The organism is Paraburkholderia tropica (assembly GCF_014171495.1).
GTDB classification, from domain to species: Bacteria; Pseudomonadota; Gammaproteobacteria; order Burkholderiales; family Burkholderiaceae; genus Paraburkholderia; species Paraburkholderia tropica.
Genome location: NZ_CP049134.1, coordinates 2445154 through 2466198, shown reverse-complemented (window position 1 = coordinate 2466198; position 21045 = coordinate 2445154). Strand labels below are relative to the sequence as shown.

The 21045-nt window shown below is 65.8% G+C and carries 20 protein-coding genes and 2 tRNA genes; 6 read left to right on the top strand and 16 right to left on the bottom strand.

Annotation, left to right across the window (positions count from 1 at the left end):
• Nucleotides 1-2: 2 nt before the first annotated feature.
• Both G5S35_RS11115 and G5S35_RS11110 read right to left on the bottom strand, forming a co-directional pair.
• Nucleotides 3-191 carry a hypothetical protein gene (locus G5S35_RS11115; protein WP_065058126.1) on the bottom strand — a complete coding sequence of 63 codons (189 nt, stop codon included), beginning with the start codon at nucleotides 189-191 and terminating at the stop codon, nucleotides 3-5.
• Nucleotides 192-346: 155 nt separating this feature from the next.
• Nucleotides 347-1054, bottom strand: a complete 708-nt coding sequence (locus G5S35_RS11110) for a pseudouridine synthase (protein WP_065058127.1) — start codon at nucleotides 1052-1054, stop codon at nucleotides 347-349.
• A gap of 317 nt (nucleotides 1055-1371) precedes the next feature.
• Between G5S35_RS11110 and poxB the strand changes: the two genes are divergently transcribed.
• The gene (gene poxB / locus G5S35_RS11105) at nucleotides 1372-3090 is read left to right on the top strand and encodes a ubiquinone-dependent pyruvate dehydrogenase (protein ID WP_074984007.1); all 1719 of its coding nucleotides are present in this window, start codon (nucleotides 1372-1374) and stop codon (nucleotides 3088-3090) included.
• A 57-nt stretch (nucleotides 3091-3147) separates the two neighbouring features.
• Here the strand turns inward: poxB and G5S35_RS11100 are convergent.
• Nucleotides 3148-3232, bottom strand: a tRNA-Leu gene (locus tag G5S35_RS11100).
• 113 nt (nucleotides 3233-3345) lie between these two features.
• Nucleotides 3346-4731, bottom strand: a complete 1386-nt coding sequence (gene hemN, locus G5S35_RS11095) for an oxygen-independent coproporphyrinogen III oxidase (protein WP_065058128.1) — start codon at nucleotides 4729-4731, stop codon at nucleotides 3346-3348.
• Nucleotides 4732-4933: 202 nt separating this feature from the next.
• On the opposite strand from hemN, the gene G5S35_RS11090 reads away from it, so the two are divergent.
• From G5S35_RS11090 to G5S35_RS11080, 3 genes are all read left to right on the top strand, one after another.
• On the top strand, nucleotides 4934-5230 hold the full coding sequence (locus G5S35_RS11090; RefSeq protein ID WP_065058129.1) for a YkgJ family cysteine cluster protein: 297 nt from the start codon (nucleotides 4934-4936) through the stop codon (nucleotides 5228-5230).
• 83 nt (nucleotides 5231-5313) lie between these two features.
• Nucleotides 5314-5931: a DUF1439 domain-containing protein gene (locus G5S35_RS11085; protein WP_074984003.1), complete on the top strand. Its 618-nt coding sequence runs from the start codon at nucleotides 5314-5316 to the stop codon at nucleotides 5929-5931.
• A gap of 92 nt (nucleotides 5932-6023) precedes the next feature.
• Nucleotides 6024-6923, top strand: coding sequence for an undecaprenyl-diphosphate phosphatase (locus G5S35_RS11080; protein ID WP_074984001.1), 900 nt, complete (start codon nucleotides 6024-6026; stop codon nucleotides 6921-6923).
• Nucleotides 6924-7006: 83 nt separating this feature from the next.
• Here G5S35_RS11080 and trmB read toward each other — a convergent pair whose 3' ends face one another.
• From trmB to G5S35_RS11055, 5 genes are all read right to left on the bottom strand, one after another.
• Nucleotides 7007-7882, bottom strand: a complete 876-nt coding sequence (gene trmB / locus G5S35_RS11075; RefSeq protein ID WP_237181282.1) for a tRNA (guanosine(46)-N7)-methyltransferase TrmB — start codon at nucleotides 7880-7882, stop codon at nucleotides 7007-7009.
• A gap of 326 nt (nucleotides 7883-8208) precedes the next feature.
• A complete protein-coding gene (locus tag G5S35_RS11070) occupies nucleotides 8209-8415 on the bottom strand; it encodes a hypothetical protein (protein ID WP_074984000.1) in 207 nt (68 codons plus the stop codon).
• 372 nt (nucleotides 8416-8787) lie between these two features.
• A tRNA-Gly gene (locus tag G5S35_RS11065) sits at nucleotides 8788-8862 on the bottom strand.
• 78 nt (nucleotides 8863-8940) lie between these two features.
• The gene (locus G5S35_RS11060) at nucleotides 8941-9504 is read right to left on the bottom strand and encodes a YggT family protein (protein ID WP_065058133.1); all 564 of its coding nucleotides are present in this window, start codon (nucleotides 9502-9504) and stop codon (nucleotides 8941-8943) included.
• A gap of 79 nt (nucleotides 9505-9583) precedes the next feature.
• On the bottom strand, nucleotides 9584-9904 hold the full coding sequence (locus tag G5S35_RS11055; RefSeq protein WP_065058134.1) for an EthD family reductase: 321 nt from the start codon (nucleotides 9902-9904) through the stop codon (nucleotides 9584-9586).
• Between the two features lie 1136 nt (nucleotides 9905-11040).
• Between G5S35_RS11055 and G5S35_RS11050 the strand changes: the two genes are divergently transcribed.
• Nucleotides 11041-11358 (top strand): hypothetical protein, encoded by a 318-nt coding sequence (locus G5S35_RS11050; RefSeq protein ID WP_074983998.1) that lies wholly within the window; start codon nucleotides 11041-11043, stop codon nucleotides 11356-11358.
• 136 nt (nucleotides 11359-11494) lie between these two features.
• Here G5S35_RS11050 and G5S35_RS11045 read toward each other — a convergent pair whose 3' ends face one another.
• From G5S35_RS11045 to G5S35_RS11035, 3 genes are all read right to left on the bottom strand, one after another.
• A complete protein-coding gene (locus G5S35_RS11045) occupies nucleotides 11495-12163 on the bottom strand; it encodes a LysE family translocator (RefSeq protein ID WP_065058301.1) in 669 nt (222 codons plus the stop codon).
• Nucleotides 12164-12285: 122 nt separating this feature from the next.
• Nucleotides 12286-13758 (bottom strand): NAD-dependent succinate-semialdehyde dehydrogenase, encoded by a 1473-nt coding sequence (locus G5S35_RS11040; RefSeq protein WP_074983997.1) that lies wholly within the window; start codon nucleotides 13756-13758, stop codon nucleotides 12286-12288.
• 267 nt (nucleotides 13759-14025) lie between these two features.
• Nucleotides 14026-15603 (bottom strand): UbiD family decarboxylase, encoded by a 1578-nt coding sequence (locus G5S35_RS11035; RefSeq protein WP_065058136.1) that lies wholly within the window; start codon nucleotides 15601-15603, stop codon nucleotides 14026-14028.
• A 558-nt stretch (nucleotides 15604-16161) separates the two neighbouring features.
• Between G5S35_RS11035 and G5S35_RS11030 the strand changes: the two genes are divergently transcribed.
• The gene (locus G5S35_RS11030) at nucleotides 16162-17379 is read left to right on the top strand and encodes a transglycosylase SLT domain-containing protein (RefSeq protein ID WP_065058137.1); all 1218 of its coding nucleotides are present in this window, start codon (nucleotides 16162-16164) and stop codon (nucleotides 17377-17379) included.
• Nucleotides 17380-17514: 135 nt separating this feature from the next.
• Here G5S35_RS11030 and G5S35_RS11025 read toward each other — a convergent pair whose 3' ends face one another.
• The 4 genes from G5S35_RS11025 to ribBA form a co-directional block, all read right to left on the bottom strand.
• Nucleotides 17515-18708, bottom strand: coding sequence for a pyridoxal phosphate-dependent aminotransferase (locus G5S35_RS11025; protein ID WP_065058138.1), 1194 nt, complete (start codon nucleotides 18706-18708; stop codon nucleotides 17515-17517).
• A gap of 97 nt (nucleotides 18709-18805) precedes the next feature.
• Nucleotides 18806-19240 carry a transcription antitermination factor NusB gene (gene nusB / locus G5S35_RS11020; RefSeq protein ID WP_065058139.1) on the bottom strand — a complete coding sequence of 145 codons (435 nt, stop codon included), beginning with the start codon at nucleotides 19238-19240 and terminating at the stop codon, nucleotides 18806-18808.
• Nucleotides 19237-19749, bottom strand: a complete 513-nt coding sequence (ribH, locus tag G5S35_RS11015; protein WP_065058140.1) for a 6,7-dimethyl-8-ribityllumazine synthase — start codon at nucleotides 19747-19749, stop codon at nucleotides 19237-19239. Before ribH ends, nusB begins: the two co-directional genes overlap by 4 nt.
• 56 nt (nucleotides 19750-19805) lie before the next feature.
• Nucleotides 19806-20966 (bottom strand): bifunctional 3,4-dihydroxy-2-butanone-4-phosphate synthase/GTP cyclohydrolase II, encoded by a 1161-nt coding sequence (ribBA, locus tag G5S35_RS11010; protein ID WP_065058141.1) that lies wholly within the window; start codon nucleotides 20964-20966, stop codon nucleotides 19806-19808.
• Between the last annotated feature and the right edge of the window lie 79 nt (nucleotides 20967-21045).

Sequence of the window (21045 nt, the reverse complement as noted above, 5' to 3'; positions counted from 1 at the left end):
GTTCACGTGATGGCCGGCAGCGCCTCGAGCAGGAGGAAGCAGAACAGGGCGCCGATCAGCGCGCCGATCAGGTTCGGATGATAGCGATGCCGCAAATGCATCCACGCCAGCAGGCCACCGATCAGGATCGCCCCCAGTCCCACGAAAAGCATCAACACGATTGGAATGTCGTATGTGCCGTTGATGATCATGATGCCCCCTCCTTGCAACTTGTAATCGTTGTTTAAACGAGTATAGGGCGCTTTGTCAGCAACAGCATGCTGCGGCGCGGCAAAAAAGGGGCCGTTTCGCGCGCCCATGCGGGGCAACGCTCCGAGCGGCGGGGCGGCGCGGGCGCGCCTGTGGTTTACCCCTTGTTGCGCAGTGCGTCGAGCGCGGCGGCATCGAGCCAGCGCCAGGTGCCCGGCGCGAGATCGTCGGGCAGCGCGTAGCCGCCGATCCGCTCGCGATGCAGCGCCTCCACGCGGTTGCCGGCCGCCGCCACCATGCGCTTGACCTGGTGATATTTGCCTTCGAGCACGCTCAGTTCGAGCGTGTGCTCGCCGCGCGCCTGCGCCGAGACCGCCGCGCTGGGCTCGCGCTCGCCGTGCAGCAGCACGCCTTCGCGCAGCGCGTTCAACTGCGTGTCGTCGATCGGGTGCTTCGTGGTCGCGATGTAGAGCTTCGGCACCTTGCGCTTCGGCGACGTGAAGGCGTGCACGAACTGGCCGTCGTCGGAGAGCAGCAGGAGGCCGGTCGTGTCCTGATCGAGCCGGCCCACGCACTGCACGTTGCGCGCGGCGAATGGCGGCGGCAGCAGGTGAAACACGCTCAGATGATGCTGCGGATCGCGCGAGCATTCGTAGCCCGCGGGCTTGTTCAGCACGACATACGCCTGCGCGTGGAACGGCCATTCGGCGCCGTCGACGCTGAACACGAGCCCTTCGGTGTCGAAGTCGGCGCCCGGGTCGTCGCACGGCGCGCCCGCGACGGCGACGCGTCCTTCCGCGACGAGCGAGCGGCACTGGCGGCGCGAGCCGAAGCCCTGGGTGAAGAGAATGCTTTCGAGATTCATGACGTGACGCTGGCGGCGGAAAACGGCTGAGGGCTGCTGCAAACCGCAGCATTTTAGCGACTGCGCGCCGCTGCGCCGTTTTCTCACGCGGTCCCGAAGATGACGACCGCCTTGCAGCCACTGTCGAATTCGCTTGCGATGCTGTTCGCTTAACGACGTGTTTTGCGCGGATGGCGTAACGTACCGCGATGAACCGGTACGCGTCGCGCCACGCGCGGCGGCCTCCGTGGCCCGTTCACATTCCCCCTTTTCTCGAGCGTAGCGCGCCCGGCACCGCGCGCTGGCCGCTGCGCGCGGCAACCGATACGGAGGACAGTATGGCGAAGACGATCGCGGATCATCTGGCGAAGACACTCGAAGCAGTCGGCGTGGAACGCATCTGGGGCGTCACCGGCGACAGCCTGAACGGGCTGTCGGCCAGCTTGCGCAAACTCGGCACGATCCGCTGGATGCACACGCGTCACGAGGAAGTGGCCGCCTTCGCGGCCGGCGCCGAAGCCGCCGCGACCGGCCGGCTCGCGGTCTGCGCGGGCAGTTGCGGTCCCGGCAACCTGCATCTGATCAACGGACTCTACGACGCGCACCGCAACCGCGCGCCCGTGCTCGCGATCGCCGCGCACATTCCGTCGACGGAAATCGGCCTCGGCTACTTTCAGGAAACGCATCCGACCGAACTGTTCCGCGAATGCGCGCACTACGTCGAACTCGTGACGAACGCCTCGCAGTTTCCCCGCGTGCTCGACACGGCGCTGCGCACGGCGATCGACCAGAAGGGCGTCGCGGTGATCGTGCTGCCGGGCGACGTGGCGCTGCTCGACGCGCCCGAGGAGGATCCGACCTGGGCGCAGACGTCGCGGCCCGCGACGCTGCCCTCGTCGGCGGACATCGACCGGCTCGCCGATCTGCTCAATCGCTCGGACGCCGTCACGCTGCTGTGCGGCAGCGGCTGCAAGGGCGCGCACGACGAAGTGGTGGCGTTCGCCGATGCGCTCGGCGCACCGACCGTGCATGCGCTGCGCGGCAAGCAATACGTCGAATGGGATAACCCGTTCGACGTGGGCATGACCGGGCTGATTGGCTTCAGCTCGGGCTATCACGCGATGATGTCGTGCGACACGCTGGTGATGCTGGGCACCGACTTCCCGTATCGGAACTTCTATCCCGCCGACGCGAACATCGTGCAGATCGACCGCGACGCCGCGGCGCTCGGCAAGCGCGCGCCGCTCACGCTCGGCCTCGTCGGCGATGTGCGCGAGACCTTGCGGGCGCTCGCGCCGAAGCTCACGCGCAAGACCGATCGCCGCTTTCTCGAGCGCGCGCGCGCGCATTACGCCGACGCGCGCAAGAGTCTCGACGACCTCGCGCGTCCGGCGCCCGCGGGCAAGCCGCTGCATCCGCAATACGTGGCCGCGCGCGTCGATGCGCTCGCCGAGCCCGATGCGATCTTCGCCGTCGATGTCGGCACGCCCACGCTCTGGGCCGCGCGCTATCTGACGATGAACGGACGCCGCCGTCTGCACGGCTCGTTCAATCACGGCTCGATGGCGAACGCGATGCCGCAGGCGCTCGGCGCGCAGGCCGCGCACGCCGGACGCCAGGTGATTTCGCTGTCCGGCGACGGCGGCCTCTCGATGCTGATGGGCGATATTCTTTCCGCGCGCCAGCTCGATTTGCCGATCAAGATCGTTGTCCTGAACAACAGCTCGCTCGGGTTCGTGGCAATGGAGATGAAGGCGGGCGGCTATCTGGAGACGGGCACGGATCTCATCGCGACCAATTTCGCCGATATCGCCAGGGGCGCGGGGATTTTCAGCGTGCGCGTGGAAACCTCGGAAGCGCTCGACGACGCGCTGCGCGCGGCGTTCTCGCACGACGGCCCGGCGCTCGTCGACGTGGTGACGACGAAGCACGAGCTCGCGATGCCGCCCAAGCTGCAATGGGCGCAGGCGAAGGGCTTCAGTCTGTACATGCTGCGCGCGGTGCTGAGCGGCCGTGGCGACGAGGTCGTGGAACTGGCGCAGACGAATCTGCGCTGAACGCGCCGCCGCAGAAACGACAAAGCCCCGCGAGAGCGGGGCTTTGTGCGTGGATTCTGGTGCCTCGGGCCGGAATCGAACCGGCACTCCTTTCGGAACCGGATTTTGAGTCCGGCGCGTCTACCAATTTCACCACCGAGGCAGTTTTCGGGGGTCTGCAGGACAGACACGCGAAGTAGCCGTAAATTATGACGCAAATCGGCGCCGCAGGCAACTTGCTGACGTGAGGCGTAGTCAGGCGCGGCAAGATCGCCCTCAAACCGTGCGCGAAAACCGCTCCATCGGCTGCGTGCCCAGATAGTGGTCGAACACCATCGCGATGTTGCGCACGAACATGCGCCCGGCGGGCAGCACGTCGAGCCGGTTCGAGCTGCGCGCCACCAGACCGTCGGCCTCGAAGCCGCGCAGGCGCTCCAGTTCGGGCGCGAAGGCACTCAGGAAGCGCACGCCGTAAGCGGCCTCGAATTCGTCGAAACGCAGTTCCAGATTGCACATCAGCTCGGTGATGATGTCGCGGCGCAGGCGGTCGTCGGCGCTGAGGCGGATGCCGCGCGAGATCGCCAGCCGGCCGGCGTCGATGGCCGCGCCGTAAGCCGGCAGCTCTTTGGCGTTCTGCGCGTAGACGTCGCCGACCTTGCCGATCGAGGAAGCGCCGAAACCGATCAGATCGCAGTCCGCACGCGTGCTGTAGCCCTGGAAATTACGATGCAGCGTGCGCGTTGCCTGGGCGCGGGCGAGTTCGTCGGTGGGCAGCGCGAAGTGATCCATGCCGATGTAGACATAGCCCGCGTCGGTGAGCTGCTCGACCACGAGTTGCAGCAGCGCGAGCCGCGTGGCGGGCGTGGGCAGCGCGGCGGCGTCGATCTGCCGCTGCATCTTGAAGAGCTGCGGCATGTGCGCATAACCGAACACCGACAGGCGGTCGGGCGCGAGCATCAGAATGGTGTCGAGCGTGCGCCGGAAGCTTTGCACGGTCTGGTGCGGCAGACCGTAGATCAGGTCGACGCTGATCGACTCGAAGCCGTGCTCGCGTGCGGCGTTCATCACGTTGACGGTCATGTCGAGCGGCTGCACGCGATTGACCGCTTCCTGCACGATCGGATCGAAATCCTGCACGCCGAGGCTCAGGCGATTGAAGCCGAGCTGGCGCAGGTGCGCGACGGTCCGCGCCGAGGCTTCGCGCGGATCGATCTCGATCGAATATTCGCCTTCGCTGTCCGGACGCAGCGCGAAGTGCTCGCGCGTGGCGGCCATCAGCGCGCTCATTTCGTCGAGCGAGAGGAAAGTGGGCGTGCCGCCGCCCCAATGTAACTGCGAGACCGGGCGTTTGGTGTCGAACAGCGCGGCCTGCATTTCGATCTCGCGCACCAGTTGCTTCAGGTACGGTTTCGCGCGGGCGCGGTTTTTCGTCGCAACCTTGTTGCAGCCGCAATAGAAGCAGACGGTGTCGCAGAAGGGGATGTGGAAGTAGAGCGAGAGGTCGGTGTCGGTCGCGCCGGGATCTTCGGCGGCGTGGCGGTAATCGTCGAGATTGAAATCGTCGCGGAACTGAAGTGCGGTCGGATAGGACGTATACCGAGGGCCGTTTGCGCCGTATTTGGCGAGCAGGTCGGGGCGGAAGAGCAGGTCGGCGTCGCTCATGCGAGATTCTCGTGGGTATGACGCGCCGGATGGCGTCCCCGGAGGGGCGTCTTACAGCGCCGGATGAATCCAGTGTAAGAGGGCGCCGTCGCCGACGTTTGTGTAAAAAGGTCGCAGCTTGCGATGGCACAATGCGAACACGATTTTCCGGCCGGTTTTCCTTGCTTTGGCCCCGTACAGTTATGAAATTCAGGAATTCGAGTTGAGCGCAGGTCTTGTCGTCACCCCGTCCGAACATGCGTGCCGCCCCGGTTGTGGCGCATGCTGTATCGCGCCGTCCATTTCGAGCCCGATTCCGGGGATGCCCCAAGGCAAGCCGGCGGGCGTGCCCTGTATCCAGCTCGACGACGATCTGCAGTGCCGGATCTTCGGTTCGCCGCTGCGCCCCGCCTGCTGCTCCGGGCTGCAACCGCAGGCGGACATGTGCGGCGACACGCGCGAACAGGCGCTGGTCTGGATCGCGCAGCTCGAAGCGGCCACGCAGCCCGGCGCGCACTGAATGCCGTCACGACTGCGCGATGTATCAGTCGTAACCCCGCCGTTACCCAGCCGTTACCCAGTCGTCTCTCAAGGAGATTTCGCATGATCCGACGCGCGCCGCGCGCCCCGTCCTCCACGCCCGGCGCCGCGCGCGCCACGCGGCGAGCCTTTCTGCTTGTGGCCTGCGCCGCTGCCGGCGCGGCCATGTCGCTCGGCGCCTGCGCGACCGGCACCTTTCCGTTCATCCCCGATCACTACACGTTTTCGCGCGAGCAGGTGCAGGAAGCGGTGCAGCGCAAGTTCCCGTATCACCGTTCGGTGCAGCAGCTTTTCGAGGTTGCGCTGACGAATCCGGTCGTGACCTTGCTGCCGGACCGCAACCGCGTCGCCATTCGTGTCGACGCGCATCTGGCCAGCCCGCTGATGCAGCAGCCGGTCGACGGCGCGTTCACGCTGTCGAGCGAAATGGTCTATGACGCGGCGAGCCGCTCGGTGCTGCTGCGCGCGCCGTCGGTCGACAGCGTCGACATGCAGGGCAACGCCGCCGGCTACGCGCAGCAGGTCAATGCGGTGGCCGCGCTGGCGGCGACGCAGTTGCTGACCAACTATCCGGTCTACACCTTCAAGCCGGATCAACTCCAGTTTGCCGGGGTGAACTACGAACCCGGTACAATCACCATCCTTACAAACGGCATACGCGTGCAGATCGTCGAGAAATAAGCGACGAAACGCCCGCCGCACAGCCGTCGGCGGGCGCGCTTCGACAATTCGACTGGCGGCCCGTCCGGCGCACTCAATGGCGAGGAGAACGGATGGACTGGCTGATAACCTGCAAGGCCCTGATTCTGGGCATCGTCGAGGGACTCACGGAGTTTCTGCCGGTGTCGAGCACCGGCCACCTGATCGTGGTGGGCAGCGTGCTCGGCTTCGACGGCGAGTTCGAAAAGACCTTCGACGTGGTGATCCAGTTCGGCGCCATCCTCGCCGTGTGCTGGGAATTCCGCCGCAAGATCGGCAGCGTCGTCGTCGGTCTGCCTTCGCGGCCGGACGCGCGCCGCTTCGCGCTCAACGTGATCGTGGCGACCATTCCGGCCGTCGTGCTCGGCCTGATGTTCGAGAAGGCGATCAAGTCGATGCTGTTCTCGCCCGTGCCGGTGGCGTTCGCGCTCGTCGCGGGCGGCGTGATCATTCTGTGGGTGGAAGGGCGGCGGCGCGCGGCGGCGGCTTCGGGTGGGCGCTTGAGCGTCGCCGCAGCGGACGGCGCGAGCGGGGCGACCACGGCAAGCACCGCGACGCCCGCGCGCGTGAACTCCCTCGACGAAATCACCGTGCTCGACGCGTTCAAGGTCGGCTGTGCGCAATGCTTCGCGCTGATTCCCGGCATGTCGCGCTCGGGCTCGACCATCATCGGCGCGATGCTGTTCGGTCTCGAACGGCGCGTCGCCACCGAGTTCTCGTTCTTTCTCGCGATTCCGGTGATTTTCGGCGCGACGCTCTACGAACTGCACAAGACGTGGCAGACCTTGTCGGTCGACTGGCTCGGCCTCTTCGGCGTCGGTTTTCTGGCCGCGTTCGTGAGCGCGTTCGCCTGCGTGCGCTGGCTGCTGCGCTATGTCGCCTCGCACGATTTCACGGCCTTCGCGTGGTATCGCATTGCGTTCGGTCTCGTGATTCTGCTGATCGGCTATGGCGGCGGTCTCGACTGGAATTGAGCGCGGCGCACTCGCGATGAAAAACGGGCACCCTCGGGTGCCCGTTTTTATTTGCGCGAGAAAAATCGCGCGTGTCCGGCGGATCAGGCCGCGCGGCGCTTGAACACCAGATCCCACACGCCATGGCCGAGACGCAGGCCGCGACGCTCGAACTTCGTCACCGGACGATAGTCGGGGCGCGGCGCGTAATCGGCGGCCGTGTTTTCGAGTGCGGGCTCGGCGCTGAGCACTTCGAGCATCTGCTCGGCGTAGTTCTGCCAATCGGTCGCGCAATGCAGATACGCGCCGGGCTTCATGCGCGAGATGAGCAACTGCACGAACTTCGGCTGAATCAGGCGGCGCTTGTGATGGCGCGCCTTGTGCCACGGATCGGGGAAGAAGATGTGCACGCCGTCGAGGCTGTCGGGCGCGATCATCTGCTCGAGCACCTCGACGGCGTCATGCTGGATGATGCGGATGTTCGTCAGTTCCTGCTCGCCGATCAGCTTGAGCAGCGCGCCCACGCCCGGTTCGTGGACTTCGACGCCGAGGAAGTCATCGCCGGAACGCAGCGCGGCAATTTCCGCCGTGCTCGCGCCCATGCCGAAGCCGATTTCCAGCACGCGCGGCGCGTGGCGGCCGAAGGTGGCGTCCCAGTCGGCGGGGGCGGGCGTGTACGGCACGACGTAGCGCGGACCGAGTTCGTCGAGCGCGCGGCGCTGGCCCGTCGAGACGCGGCCGGCGCGCGTGACAAAGCTGCGGATGCGGCGGCGGTGCAGGCCTTCGCCGCTTTCTTCGCCGCTTTCGTCGGCACCTTCGTCGGCACCTTCGTCGCCGTCTTCATCGGCTGCGATGGCGGGCGCGTCGTCATGGGCGCCGTCGGGCGTCGGCGTGTGCTGCGGCAGCTTCGTGGCGGATTCGTCCGCTTCGGCGGGCGGCGTGCAGCCGGGGCGGGCTGCGTCGTTGGATTCGTGGTTCATCTTTGAGGACGGGCAGGTGAGGGCAGCGGGTGTCGCGGCGCTCGATGCCGCGATCGGTCGCCTCGCGCGGCGAATGTCGCGGCGCGCAGGTCAACCGTGGCGGCGGGTAACAGGCGATGTTCGAGCGTCGATGTTCGGGCGGCGCGCTTCGTTCGCGCACGTCGTTCACGCGGTTCGTTCATTCTGCGCCGGACGCGCGGCGCGCGTGCGCTCGCTGGACCGGACGTCGGGCGGCGGGGCGTCTTGCGGCGCCCGGTGCGAAGCCGCCGCGCATTATAGCAGCGCGGCTTCGGCCTTCCGCCGCCCGGAACGGCGGCTGCGCGTGCTCAGTCCGAGGCCACGGTGACGTGCATCGACGACGCCTTGAGTTCGAATTCGCTGACGCGGCCGGCGCGCACGTCGAATAGCAGACGCGTGAGGTCGCCGGCCAGCGCCTGCTGCCGCTCGACTTCGGCCGGCAGGCGGTCTTCGTGGTGAGCCAGCGCGGCGGTGCGCGCCTGGACGATCAGCGCAATGGCGCTGCGGCGGGACATGAAAAATCGTTGCATCGTTGCTGGCCCGCGCGCGTCGCGCAGGGTAAATCGCGGATCCATCGCAGGGTGGACAAGGCGTGATGCTAGCGCATCGCGCGGCGAGGCCGCAGTTAAGTCCGCAAGTCAGGTCTGCGGCTTGATCGGTTCGGAAAGCCCGAAATCGAGACTGCGCAACCGTTTGCGCGGATAAAAACGAAGCGGAATCCGCATGCGTCGAGCGCGATATGCGCCGCGCATGTTAGCGCCGGGAACGTCTTGGGGGATGGTCAGGCTGACCGGGCGGTTTGCCCGTGGACTGTGCGTTGTGCTTTCAGTCGCGCATTCAGTCGAAGCGCGAGAACATGCGAAAACAACAGAAAACTTCGGAAAACGTGGAGCGGGCGATGGGAATCGAACCCACGTCTCCAGCTTGGGAAGCTGGGGTAATAACCATTATACGACACCCGCAGAGCGCGCCATTTTACGCGGAATCCGCCCCGGAGCGCAATTGCGCCCCGCTGGCGGATGCCGCGGGAACGGCGTGGATCAAATCCCGAACATCGTGAGCGAGACGGCCGCGCGCGTGACCACCATCAGCAGCACCTGCACGATCACGAACAGCAGGATCGGCGAAAGGTCGAGTCCGCCGAAGTTCGGCAGGATGCGGCGCAGCGGATTCAGGAACGGCGCCGTGACCTGCAGCAGCACGGGCATGGCCGGCGAGCGCGGATTGAGCCACGACAGCAGCGCCATCAGGATCGTCACCCAGATCACCAGGTTGAGCGCCCATTTGACGAGCGTGAGCACCGCGACGATCAGCAGCGTGGGCAGCAGGCCGAGCGGATCGATGCCCGCGAGCCAGACCATCAGCAGCACGAAGACGACAGCGGCGATCAGCGCCGCGACAATGCTGGCCCAGTCGATGCCGCGCACCCCCGGAATCACGCGGCGCAGCGGCATGACGAGCCAGTTGGTCGCTTGCTGGATCGCGTGCGTCACCGGGTTGTAGGGCGGCACACGGACAAATTGCAGCCACGCGCGCATCAGCAGCGCGGCGCCGAACAACGTAAAGATCGTATTGAGCAGAAAGCGGGCGATATCGCCGAACATCGGAGGTGTTTCCTTCTTTTGAGGATTAACGAAGGGCGGCGCAAGCGGGTGGTCGCTGAGCGTGTGGCCGCCGCGCGGATCAGACCGAAACCTTGATTTCGCTGATCAGAATCGTGCCATTACCGCCGTCGAAGTAGTTGGGAATATCGTCGACGAGCGTCTTGTTGTGCTGCTTGAACACCTCGTAAAAAGCGTCCAGCGTTTCGAACAGGAAGTGGCCGATCGCGACATACGGCGGCGGCGTGCCCGGCGGCCCCGCGTTGATGCCGATATCGATCGACCAGCCCTTGCACGCGTCCCCGAAGAGGCGTGCCGCGAGCGGCATGTGATGCGTGGCGTAGTACTCGCTGTCGAAGCGCCCGCCCTCGCGGAACGGGTAGAGGATGCTGACTTTGATCATTGTGCGTTCTCGTCGATGAATCCCGAAGCGCGCGCCTGGCGGATGGCACCTGCGCGCCGTTGCCACATTACCACGGCTGACGGTTTGTCAGTATGCGGGCGCGGAGGCCGCGCGCACCGGCTTCCTACGTTCTACGAGCACGATACCGACGACGTTCGGCGTAAACGGCTACAGTGGGCTGACGGTAACGCGCCACGCAATGTTCGCTTTCGTACGAAACAATCCGCCAAGGGCGGTTAAAACTGGCGCATCGACGCAGCCTGATTGGCGTGACAGGCCGCAAAGCGGCAAGGCGCGACGGCACCGTAAGAGAAAGACCCGAATTGGACTCGAACGTGGCACGCAACCTGCTGTCAGGACAGGCGTGCACGGCGCGATGCAGCACGGGGTGAACGCGACGAACAGATCCCCGGCGATATGTGCAACGACTGCGGCTATCTCGCAACACTGCGGTCACGGTTCGCAAACCTGTGCACACTGTCTTCAATGACTCCGGTTTAGCTGTAGCTGTCGCGCAATTTGGCTGTGTTCTGGCAGTTGTCCGATTCGGGAGTTCACAATGAGCATCTTCTCTTACAGAAAGCATCTGCGATTTCTCACGCCTTATCAGCGTCGTCGCTGGTGGGATCAGAAGAAGCGTCTCACGCCACGCGTGCAGATCAGCGGCGCGTACGTTCCGCCGAATGTCTCACGCGAATTCACCTACGTGAAAGTCGGATAGAGCGGCTGCGGCGCCATGCGCCCAGTTGCGTCCTGTTTTCGATGCATGACGATGCCCGGTCTTCGGACCGGGCATCGTCGTTTTGGGCAGTCATCGGCGGTTGGAGAGCCGTTAGCGTCGCCAGCCAATTTGTAATCAAACATTACCGGGGCGCGCAGCGCACGATCGTCGATTCAGGTAAGTCTGACCGGACGACGGCGCCCGAAGGCGTGCAAGCCCCGATGCCGCGCGCCAAGGCGCTTTCTTAGGACGAAATACGCGTTCATACCTTGATCGCGCACCAGGACCTCCTTATCCGCAATTGCAATTTGCAACAAATGGCTACCTTTGACGCAATACGTTTTCGATACAGTTCTTCTGTGGGCAGTGCCCGTCATGTGGAGCGACGCTCTCGTCGCCCGCCAGGAGAAGAGAAGTGAAAAAGACCGTATCGTTTATCGTTGCCGCTGCGCTGGGTGTGGGGTTCGTCAGTGCTGCCCAGGCGCACGTTTCGGTGGGCATCGGGATCGGGATTCCTGTTGCGCCGGCGTATCCGGTGTACGCCGCCCCGGTGTACGCTCCGCCGCCCCCGCCTGTCGTCTACGCACCGCCGCCGGTGGTCTACGCACCGCCGCCCGCCGTGGTGGTCGGCGGCTATCCTGGATATGGCTACTATGGCCGTCCGTACTGGCATCACGGCGGCGGATACTACCGCGGCTATCGTGGCTACCACGGCGGCTGGTATCGACACTAAAATGGCCAACTGAAGCGGCCATTCAGCACGCTTTCAGGTCGTTACTGACCACACAACGGCGCAACGCCGGCTCACGCCGCGTTGCGCCGTTTGCATTGGTGACGCCTGATTGCGTCCGCGCGTCGCGTCTGCGGTTCTACGACGCGTGCGGCACGATCAGATCGCGATAGCCGTGCACGATCACGCTGTAGGAAAAATACGCGAACAGCAGCGCCGACAGCACGTGACACGCGCGCAGCAAGCCCGTGCCGGCGCGCTTGCGCCCGTGGCTCGCGAGGCCGCATAGGAACAGCGTCCAGCCCAGGCCGCCGAGAAAGAAGCCCGACAGAAACACGGCCGCCGAGGCGCCGCTCGTTGCGCCCGACTTGGCGATCAGCGCGCCGCCCACGGCCGCGAACCACAGAATCGCGCTCGGCGACGACACGGCGAGCAGCACGCCGCGCGCGAAGCTGCGCCACGGATCGGGCCGCGGCGCGGTGCTGTCGGCTTCGCCCTCGACGGGCGGCGCGGCAGCCGGGTTGAGCGCCTCGCGCGCCATCTTCCACGTGAGCATCAGCAAGATGGCCGCGCCGCCGATCCAGACGACCCAGCGCACCGATTCGAATTGCAGCAGCGCCGCCATGCCCGCGAGCGCGAGCGCGGCGTAGATCAGATCGCCGAAACACGAGCCGAGCCCGAGCCAGAAGCCCGGCCGGAAGCCGTGCGAAAGCGTAAGCGAGATGATCGCGACGTTGACGAGACCGATGTCGAGACAGAGCGACAGCGAAAGGAAAAAGCCGTCGGAAAGCAGGGAAAAATGAGGCATAAAACCGTTGTTGTTGTCGTTCGACCGCACGTGATGCGCGGTGTACTGCGCGCCCGGCGCATCGTGGACGCCGGGCGGATCGTAGCGAGATTACGTACTCATCCTGTGCTTGAAGCGCGTGCTCAAACGCCCATGCACAGATACTTCAGCTCGACGTATTCGTCGATGCCGTACTTCGAGCCTTCGCGCCCGAGTCCCGATTGCTTCACGCCGCCGAACGGCGCGACTTCGTTCGAGATCAGCCCCGTGTTGATGCCGACCATGCCGTACTCGAGCGCTTCGGCCACGCGCCACACGCGGCCGAGATCGCGGCTGTAGAAGTACGAGGCGAGGCCGAATTCGGTGTCGTTGGCGAGCGCGATGACCTCGGCTTCCTCGCTGAAGCGGAACACGGCGGCGACCGGGCCGAAGGTTTCCTCGCGCGCGATCAGCATGTCGCGCGTGACGTCGGCGAGCACGGTCGGCTCGACGTAGCGGCCCTCCGTGACCTTGCCGCCGGCGACGAGTTTCGCGCCTTTCGAGGTGGCGTCGTCGATATGCTGCGCGACCTTGGCCACGGCGTCGTCGTCGATCAACGGGCCCTGGCTCACGCCCGCCTCGAAACCGTTGCCCACCTTGATCTTGCGCGAAGCGTCCGCGAGCTTGTCGACGAACGCGTCGTAGACCTTGTCGTGCACGTAGAAGCGGTTGGTGCAGACGCAGGTCTGGCCCGCGTTGCGATATTTCGAGATCACGGCGCCCTGAACGGCGGCGTCCAGATCGGCGTCGTCGAACACGATGAAGGGCGCGTGGCCCCCGAGTTCGAGCGCGACTTTCTTCACCGTGGGCGCGCATTGCTGCATGAGAATGCGGCCGACCGGCGTCGATCCCGTGAACGAGAGATGACGCACGATATCGCTTTCGCAGAGCGCCTTGCCGACTTCGATCGAGTTCGCCGAGTCGGCCGTGATCACGTTGAAGACGCCCTTCGGCACGCCCGCGCGCTGCGCGAGTTCGGCGAGCGCGAGCGCGCACAGCGGCGTCTGCTCGGCCGGTTTCACGACGATCGTGCAGCCCGCCGCGATCGCGGGCGCGACCTTGCGCGTGATCATCGCGATCGGGAAATTCCAGGGCGTGATCGAGGCGCATACGCCGATCGGCTGCTTGAGCACGACGAGCTTGCGGTCGCTCGCGGGACTCGCGAGCACGTCGCCGTTCACGCGCTTCGCTTCTTCGGCGAACCATTCGAGAAACGAGGCGCCGTACAGCACTTCGCCGCGCGCTTCGGCGAGCGGCTTGCCTTGCTCGGCGGTCATGATGGCGGCGAGGTCGTCGGCGTGTTCGATGACGAGGTCGAACCAGCGGCGCAGCACGGCCGCGCGCTCCTTGCCGGTCTTCGCGCGCCACGCGGGCAGCGCGGCGTTCGCGGCGTTGACCGCGCGGCGCGCTTCGTCGGCGCCGAAGTCGGGCACGCGCGCGATTTCGCCGTTGTCGGCGGGATCGAGCACGGCGAACGTCGCGCCGCCGCCGCTCCATTCGCCGTCGATCCAGGCGCGCGTCTTGAAGAGTGCGGGATCCTTCAGCTGGGTCAGGCGTTCGGATGCGGACTGGCTCATCTTCGTGTCTCCTCGGGTTGAAGTCGCCGCGGCCGGGTGGGGCTGCGGCGCGTCAGGCGCGGCGTCGGTCGGCGTCGCGTTTCAAGGTCGGCGCGCGGGCGCTGCGTTGCGCGCGCACTCTATATATAGATGCATGCCGCGTGCGCGGCATACGTCACGCAAGTCGCGGTGCGGCTCGCGGATGATGCAAGCGCGGCTCGAGCGCGGATCATGCAGCGATTCATGCTGCGATTCACACGTTGTCGCGCGTGAATCGCCGGCGGTTTTTCACGCGCCGCCGAGCCCCAGCTCTTCGTAAAGACGATCGACGCGCGTCTTCACGTCCTGCGTCATTTCGATTGCGCGGCCCCACTCGCGGTTCGTTTCGCCGGGCCATTTATTGGTGGCGTCGAGGCCCATTTTCGAGCCGAGCCCCGCGATCGGCGACGCGAAATCGAGATAGTCGATCGGCGTGTTTTCGACAAGCACCGTATCGCGCGCCGGATCGATGCGCGTGGTGATCGCCCAGATCACTTCCTTCCAGTCGCGAATATCCACGTCATCGTCGACGACCACGATGAACTTCGTATACATGAACTGCCGCAGGAAGCTCCACACGCCGAACATCACGCGCTTCGCGTGCCCCGGATAGCTCTTCTTCATCTGCACGATCGCCATGCGATAGCTGCAGCCCTCGGGCGGCAGATAGAAGTCGGTGATCTCGGGAAACTGCTTTTGCAGCAGCGGCACGAACACTTCATTGAGCGCGACGCCGAGCACGGCGGGTTCGTCGGGCGGCTTGCCTGTATACGTAGAGTGATAGATCGCGTCGCGGCGCATGGTGATGCGCTCGACCGTGAAAACGGGAAACCATTCCTGCTCGTTGTAGTAACCCGTGTGATCGCCGTAGGGCCCTTCGAGCGCGTGCTCGTAAGCGGCGCTCGCACTCTTCGAGGGACGCGGCGGCGCGCCTGCGGGCGCGGGCGCCGGAGCGCCCTCTTGCGGATAGATGAAACCTTCGAGCACGATTTCCGCGCGCGCGGGCACCTGCAACGACTCGACACCAGGCGTCAGGCACTTCGCGAGTTCGGTGCGGCCGCCGCGCAGCAGTCCGGCGAACTGGTATTCGGAGAGCGTGTCGGGCACCGGCGTGACCGCGCCGAGGATCGTCGCCGGATCGGCGCCGAGCACGACGGCCACGGGATACGGTTTGCCAGGATTGCGTAACGCGAATTCGCGGAAGTCGAGCGCGCCGCCGCGATGCGCGAGCCAGCGCATGATCAGCTTGTTGCGGCCGATGAGCTGCTGGCGGTAGATGCCCAGGTTCTGGCGCGTCTTGTTCGGGCCGCGCGTGACCGTCAGGCCCCACGTGATGAGCGGACCGGCGTCGCCGGGCCAGCAGGTCTGGATCGGCAGCTTCGCGAGATCGACGTCGTTGCCTTCCCAGACGATTTCCTGGCAGGGCGGCGCGCTCACGGTTTTCGGCGCCATGTCCCAGACGGCCTTGGCGAGCGTGAGCAGTTTGCCCGCGTCTTTCAGGCCGCGCGGCGGCTCGGGTTCCTTGAGCGCGGAGAGCAGGCGGCCCACGTCGCGCAGCGACTCCAGCGCGGCGCCGTCACCGGCGCTCTCGGGCGCGTCGATGCCCATGCCGAGCGCGACGCGGCGCGGCGTGCCGAAAAGATTGCCCAGAACGGGGAACGCATGGGTCGCGCGGCTCTCGAATAACAGGGCGGGGCCGCCGGCGCGCAGTACGCGGTCGCACAGCTCGGTCATTTCCAGTACCGGAGAGACGGCCTGCGGTACGCGGCGCAGTTCGCCGAGCGTCTCCAGGCGACCGACGAAGTCGCGCAAGTCTTTGTATTTCATCAGGATAGGGTCGGAGCCGCAGCGCGCGGCGAGTGCAGGGGCAAAACGATTGTCGATTTTACCTGTGTTAGCTGACGCACGCTGTCAGCCGATCGGCCAACTGGCTGGAGAAGCGCGTGGCGCGCGGTTCTTGACGAATTGAACGGTGTTCATTATTACAATTAGTTATAACTTTGACATTCTATAGTGTTGACGGTCTATAAATCCCTGCTAGAATCCGTCCACACTGGTTGCAGGGCTTGCAATTTTTAACCACCGTCCCGGTCCTTCAGACGCAACGCGTCGCCGTTTAGCCGACTCCCTGCACGGCTTCCCACGGTCTAGATTGGTTGTCCTCGCTGGCGCGCCTTCGCGCCGGCTGTTCGCGTGAGAGCTCCCATGCGCGCCCAAGGCGTGCCCGCTGTACCGGAGGAGCTCCACCAACGGCGTACTTTGTTGCCGTTTTTCCCGACGTCGCTGCCGCACCAGCCAGGGCGCGCGCCGTCTTGATCCTGCGATTGGCCATCGGCCTCGCGCCGACTTCGGTCGCCGGATCATGCAACATGGGGAGATCTGTAGATGAATACCTGGTTATCGTGGTGGCGCGCCGACGAGCGTCTCGCTCTTGGCCTGCGTGCGCTGCTGCGGCGTGGCACGCGTCTTAGCCATCACCTGTTTAGCATTGTGGGCGGTTGCGCCGTCCTGCTCGCGCTCGCCATCTGGCTGCTGCCCACGTGGCGCGGTACGCTGGCCGCGCGCATGATGCCCTTCGTCACCGCTGCCGTGCAGGCCGGTCCCGCACGCCTGCTGCAGGGCAATCCGCTGCCGTCGTTCACGCCTTCCGGCGCTCCCGCCAATGAAGAAGGCGAGTCCGCCGACGGCGCGAACCTGCCGACCGCACTCGTGCCCGATAACGGCGCAAACAGCGCGGCGCTCGCGAGCGTCTCGCCTGCCGGTTCGAACGGCGCGGTCGCGCACGTGACCAATAGCGTCTCGAGCGGCGGCATGGCCACGCTCGACGCGGTCACGCTCAACGGCCTCGATCCGCGTTCGCTGCCGAGCGTGGGCTCGCTGGCGCGCATGATTCCGTCGCAGCGCATCACGCCCGACGCACGCGACGACCGCGTGCTGGTGTCGGCGCGCGAACAGGCGCTCGTCGCGACTTATATCTCGCGCCGCTATCGCGTGGCGCAGGAGCCGGTCGGCGAACTCGTCAAGGCGGCGTTCGACACGGGGCACGAAGTGGGTCTCGATCCGCTGCTGCTGCTCGCGGTCATGGCCATCGAGTCGGGCTTCAATCCTTACGCCGAAAGTGGCGTGGGCGCGCAGGGCCTGATGCAGGTCATGTCGAAAGTGCACTCGGACAAGTTCCAGTACTTCGGCGGCCAGAGCGCGGCGCTCGATCCGCTCGCGAACATCAAGGTCGGCGCGCTGGTGTTGAAGGACTGCATCGCGCGCGGCGGTTCGCTGCCGGGTGGTCTGCGTCTGTACGTCGGTTCGACCTCGCAGGACGACGGCGGCTATGGCGCCAAGGTCATGGCCGAGCGGGTGCGTCTGCGCGACGTGGCCCGTGGCCGCAACGTGCCGATCAACGCGCCGCAGGCGCCCGTCACCACCACGGCCAGCTCGCCTGCGCCGCAAAAGGTGGCGAGCATCAACGGCGACAAGCGTCTGCACGTGACGCTCGACGGCGAGCACGCCATGGTCGAAAAGACCTCGGTGAAGGGCTCGTCCGAACAGGACGACGCCAGCGCCACGGCGGCCCAGAAGCACGCTCAGCCTGAACTCGGCGCTTAGGCCGAGTCTCCGGCGGCTTCACCAAGCTCCAGCCAGCAAGAGAAAGACCGGACAAAACGAAAAAGGCACCCTCGGGTGCCTTTTTCCATTGCTGCTCACATTTTGCTCAGATCTTCTGTCTACGGATTTCGCGGATCAGCGCCCGAAGAACGTGTGCAGGCGCTCGACCGCTTCCTCGAGCCGCTCGTACGCGGTGGCATAAGACAGACGCACATATTGACGCGGTGCGGCCACGCCGAAGTCCATGCCCGGCACCATCACCGTTCCCGCGTCGTGCAGCATCGCGCGCGTGAGCGCGTCGCTGTCGCCGGCGGCCGCATGATTGACGTTCGTGCAGTCGGCATAGACGTAGAACGCGCCGTCCGGCATCACGGGCACCGTGAAACCGAGCGATTCCAGCGCAGGCGCGATGAAGTCGCGGCGGCGCTTGAACTCCAGCCGGCGCGCTTCGTAGATGGATAGCGTGTCGGGCTCGAAGCAGGCGAGCGCCGCGTGCTGGGCGAGCGTCGAGGCGCAGATGAACAGGTTCTGCGCAAGTTTCTCGAACGCGCCGACCAGCGTGGGCGGCACGACGAGCCAGCCCAGACGCCAGCCGGTCATGTTGAAGTACTTCGAAAAGCTGTTGACCGTGACCACGTCGTCGCCGAAAGAGAGGGCGGAGACGGGCGGCGCGTCATAGCTCAGGCCCTGATAGATCTCGTCGACGATCGTGAAGCCGCCGCGTGCGCGCACCGTTTTCACGATGCGTTCGAGTTCGGCGGGTTCGATCGAGGTGCCGGTGGGATTCGACGGCGAAGCGAGCAGCACGCCGCGCGTGCGCGAGGTCCACAGACGCTCGACGTCGGCGGCCGTCAGCTGGAAGCGCGCGTCGGGGCCGCTCGGCACGAGCACGGGCTTGCCTTCCGCGGCCGCCACGAAATGGCGGTTGCACGGATAGCTCGGGTCGGGCATCAGCACTTCGTCGTCGCGGTCGACGAGCGCCGTGCAGGCGAGCAGCAACGCCGCCGACGCGCCCGCCGTCACGACGATCCGTGCCGGATCGACGCTCAGACCATAAGCGTGCTGATAATGCGCGGCGATCGATTCGCGCAGCGCGTGCAGACCGAGCGCGCTGGTGTATTGCGTGACGCCGCGGCGCAGCGCGGCCGCGGCCGCTTCGACGACAGGCTCGGGCGCCGTGAAATCCGGCTCGCCGATACCCATGTGGATGATGTCGCGTCCGGCGCGTTCGAGCTGCGCAGCTTCCTTCGCCAGTTCCATGACGTAGAACGGCTGGATCTCGTCGACGCGCGCGGCAAGCCGCAGCAGCGGTTCGGCAACGGTGTTCATGCGGGTGATTCCAGTACTTGCAGACAGCGCGGCGTGTGGCGGGCGGCGCTGCCGGAAACTCCGGCGGCGCGCGCCACGCCTCGCCGCGAGACGACTTTTACGACTTGCGGGCCGACTGGATTTCGGTGGCGCGCAGTTGCGCCGCCACCTTGTCCAGCACGCCGTTCACGTACTTGTAGCCGTCCGAGCCGCCAAACGTCTTGGTGAGCTCGACCGCTTCGTTGATGACGACGCGATAGGGGATGTCGACGTGATGCTTGAACTCGTAGGTCGCCACGAGCAGCACCGCGCGTTCGACCGGCGAAAGCTGCTCGATCGGACGGTCCAGACACGGCGCGACGAAAGCGGAGAGTTCCTCCGACTCGCGGATCACGCCGTGCAGGATGGCGTCCAGATGTTCGTGGTCGGCCTTGTCGTAGCCTTGCGAACCGCGCAATTGCGCGTCGATCTCGCCGGAGGGCACCCCCGACAGCAGCCACTGATACAACCCCTGCGTGGCCAGTTCGCGGGAGCGGCGGCGCGCGCTCTTCATTGCTGTTCCTCTTCGTCTTCCTCGTCCTCGTCGTCGTCGCCGCCGTCGAGTTGTTCCAGCGCCACCGTCAGGTTCGCCATTTCCACTGCGACGCGCGCGGCGTCACGACCCTTTTCGGTCATGCGCGCGACTGCCTGCTCGTCGTTTTCCGTCGTGAGGACGGCGTTCGCGACCGGCACGCCGAAGTCCAGCGCGATGCGCGAGATACCCGAGCCGCTTTCGTTCGAAACGAGTTCGAAGTGGTAGGTTTCGCCGCGCACGACCGCGCCGAGCGCGATCAGGGCGTCGAACTGGCCGCTTTCCGCGAGCTTTTGCAGCGCGAGCGGGATTTCCAGTGCGCCCGGCACGGTGACGAGCAGCACGTCTTCGCCCGTGACGCCGAGGCGTTCGAGTTCTTCGATGCAGGCGTCGGCGAGGCCGTTGCAGACGGGTTCATTGAAGCGCGACTGGACGATGCCGATGCGCAGTCCGTCGCCGTCCAGGTTCGGTTGGTATTGTCCGATTTCCATGTGGTATCCGTAGGTTCGATTGAGCGTGGTGACGCGTGAAGGGATGCGAGCCGCGCTTATGGCGCGGCGCGGTCGGCCGTTTCCGGCGGGCAGGGCGCTTCCGTGCTGCTGCCCGGCATGGGCACGAAGCCGGTGACTTCGAGACCGTAGCCCGACATGCTGCCGAGGCGGCGCGGCTTCGAAAGCACCTGCATGCGTCCCACGCCGAGTTCGCGCAGGATCTGCGCGCCGATGCCGTAGGTCTTGAAGTCCACCGGCCGGCGTGCGAGCGCCTCCGCGCGCTCTTTCTGGTCGAACGCCTTGAAGACGTCGACCAGATGTTCCTTGCTCTCGCCGCAGTTGAGCATGACGATCACGCCGAGATCGCGCTCGGCGATCTCGCGCATGGCGGCGTCGAGCGTCCACGAATGCGTGGACGAGCCCGTTTCCAGCAGATCGAGCATCGACAGCGGCTCGTGCACGCGCACCGGCGTGTCAATGTCCGGCTTCGGCGTGCCGCGCACCAGCGCGATGTGCGGCGTGCCCGTGGGCTGGTCGACGTACATGATCGCGCGGAACGCGCCGTGTGCCGTCTGCATGGTGCGCTCGGCCACGCGCTCGACGATCGATTCCGTGCGGCTGCGATAGTGGATCAGGTCGGCGATGGTGCCGATCTTGATGCCGTGCTCCTGCGCGAACTCCATGAGGTCGGGCAGGCGCGCCATCGTGCCGTCGTCGTTGATCACTTCGCAGATGACCGAGGCGGGCGTGAGGCCCGCGAGCGCCGTAAAGTCGCAGCCCGCTTCCGTGTGGCCGGCGCGCACGAGCACGCCGCCCGGCTGGGCCATGATCGGGAACACATGGCCCGGCTGCACGATGTGCTCGGCCTTCGCGTCGTGCGCGACGGCCGCGCGGATCGTGCGCGCGCGGTCGGCCGCCGAAATGCCCGTGGTGACGCCTTCCGCCGCCTCGATGCTCACCGTGAACGCCGTGCCGTATTGCGTGCCGTTGCGTTGGGTCATCAGCGGCAGGTTGAGCAGCTTGCAGCGTTCCTGCGTGAGCGTAAGACAAATCAGCCCACGGCCGTACTTCGCCATGAAGTTGATGGCTTCCGGCGTGACGAATTCCGCTGCGATGACGAGGTCGCCCTCGTTCTCCCGGTCTTCTTCGTCGACGAGGATCACCATCTTGCCGGCTTTGAGCTCGGCAATGATTTCAAGGGTGGAGGAGAGCGTCATGTTGGGAATCTGGCTGGAAAGCGCACATTTTACGCCACGCGGGCGGGCGCGTCGCCCTGAACGGGGACGACGCGACGGG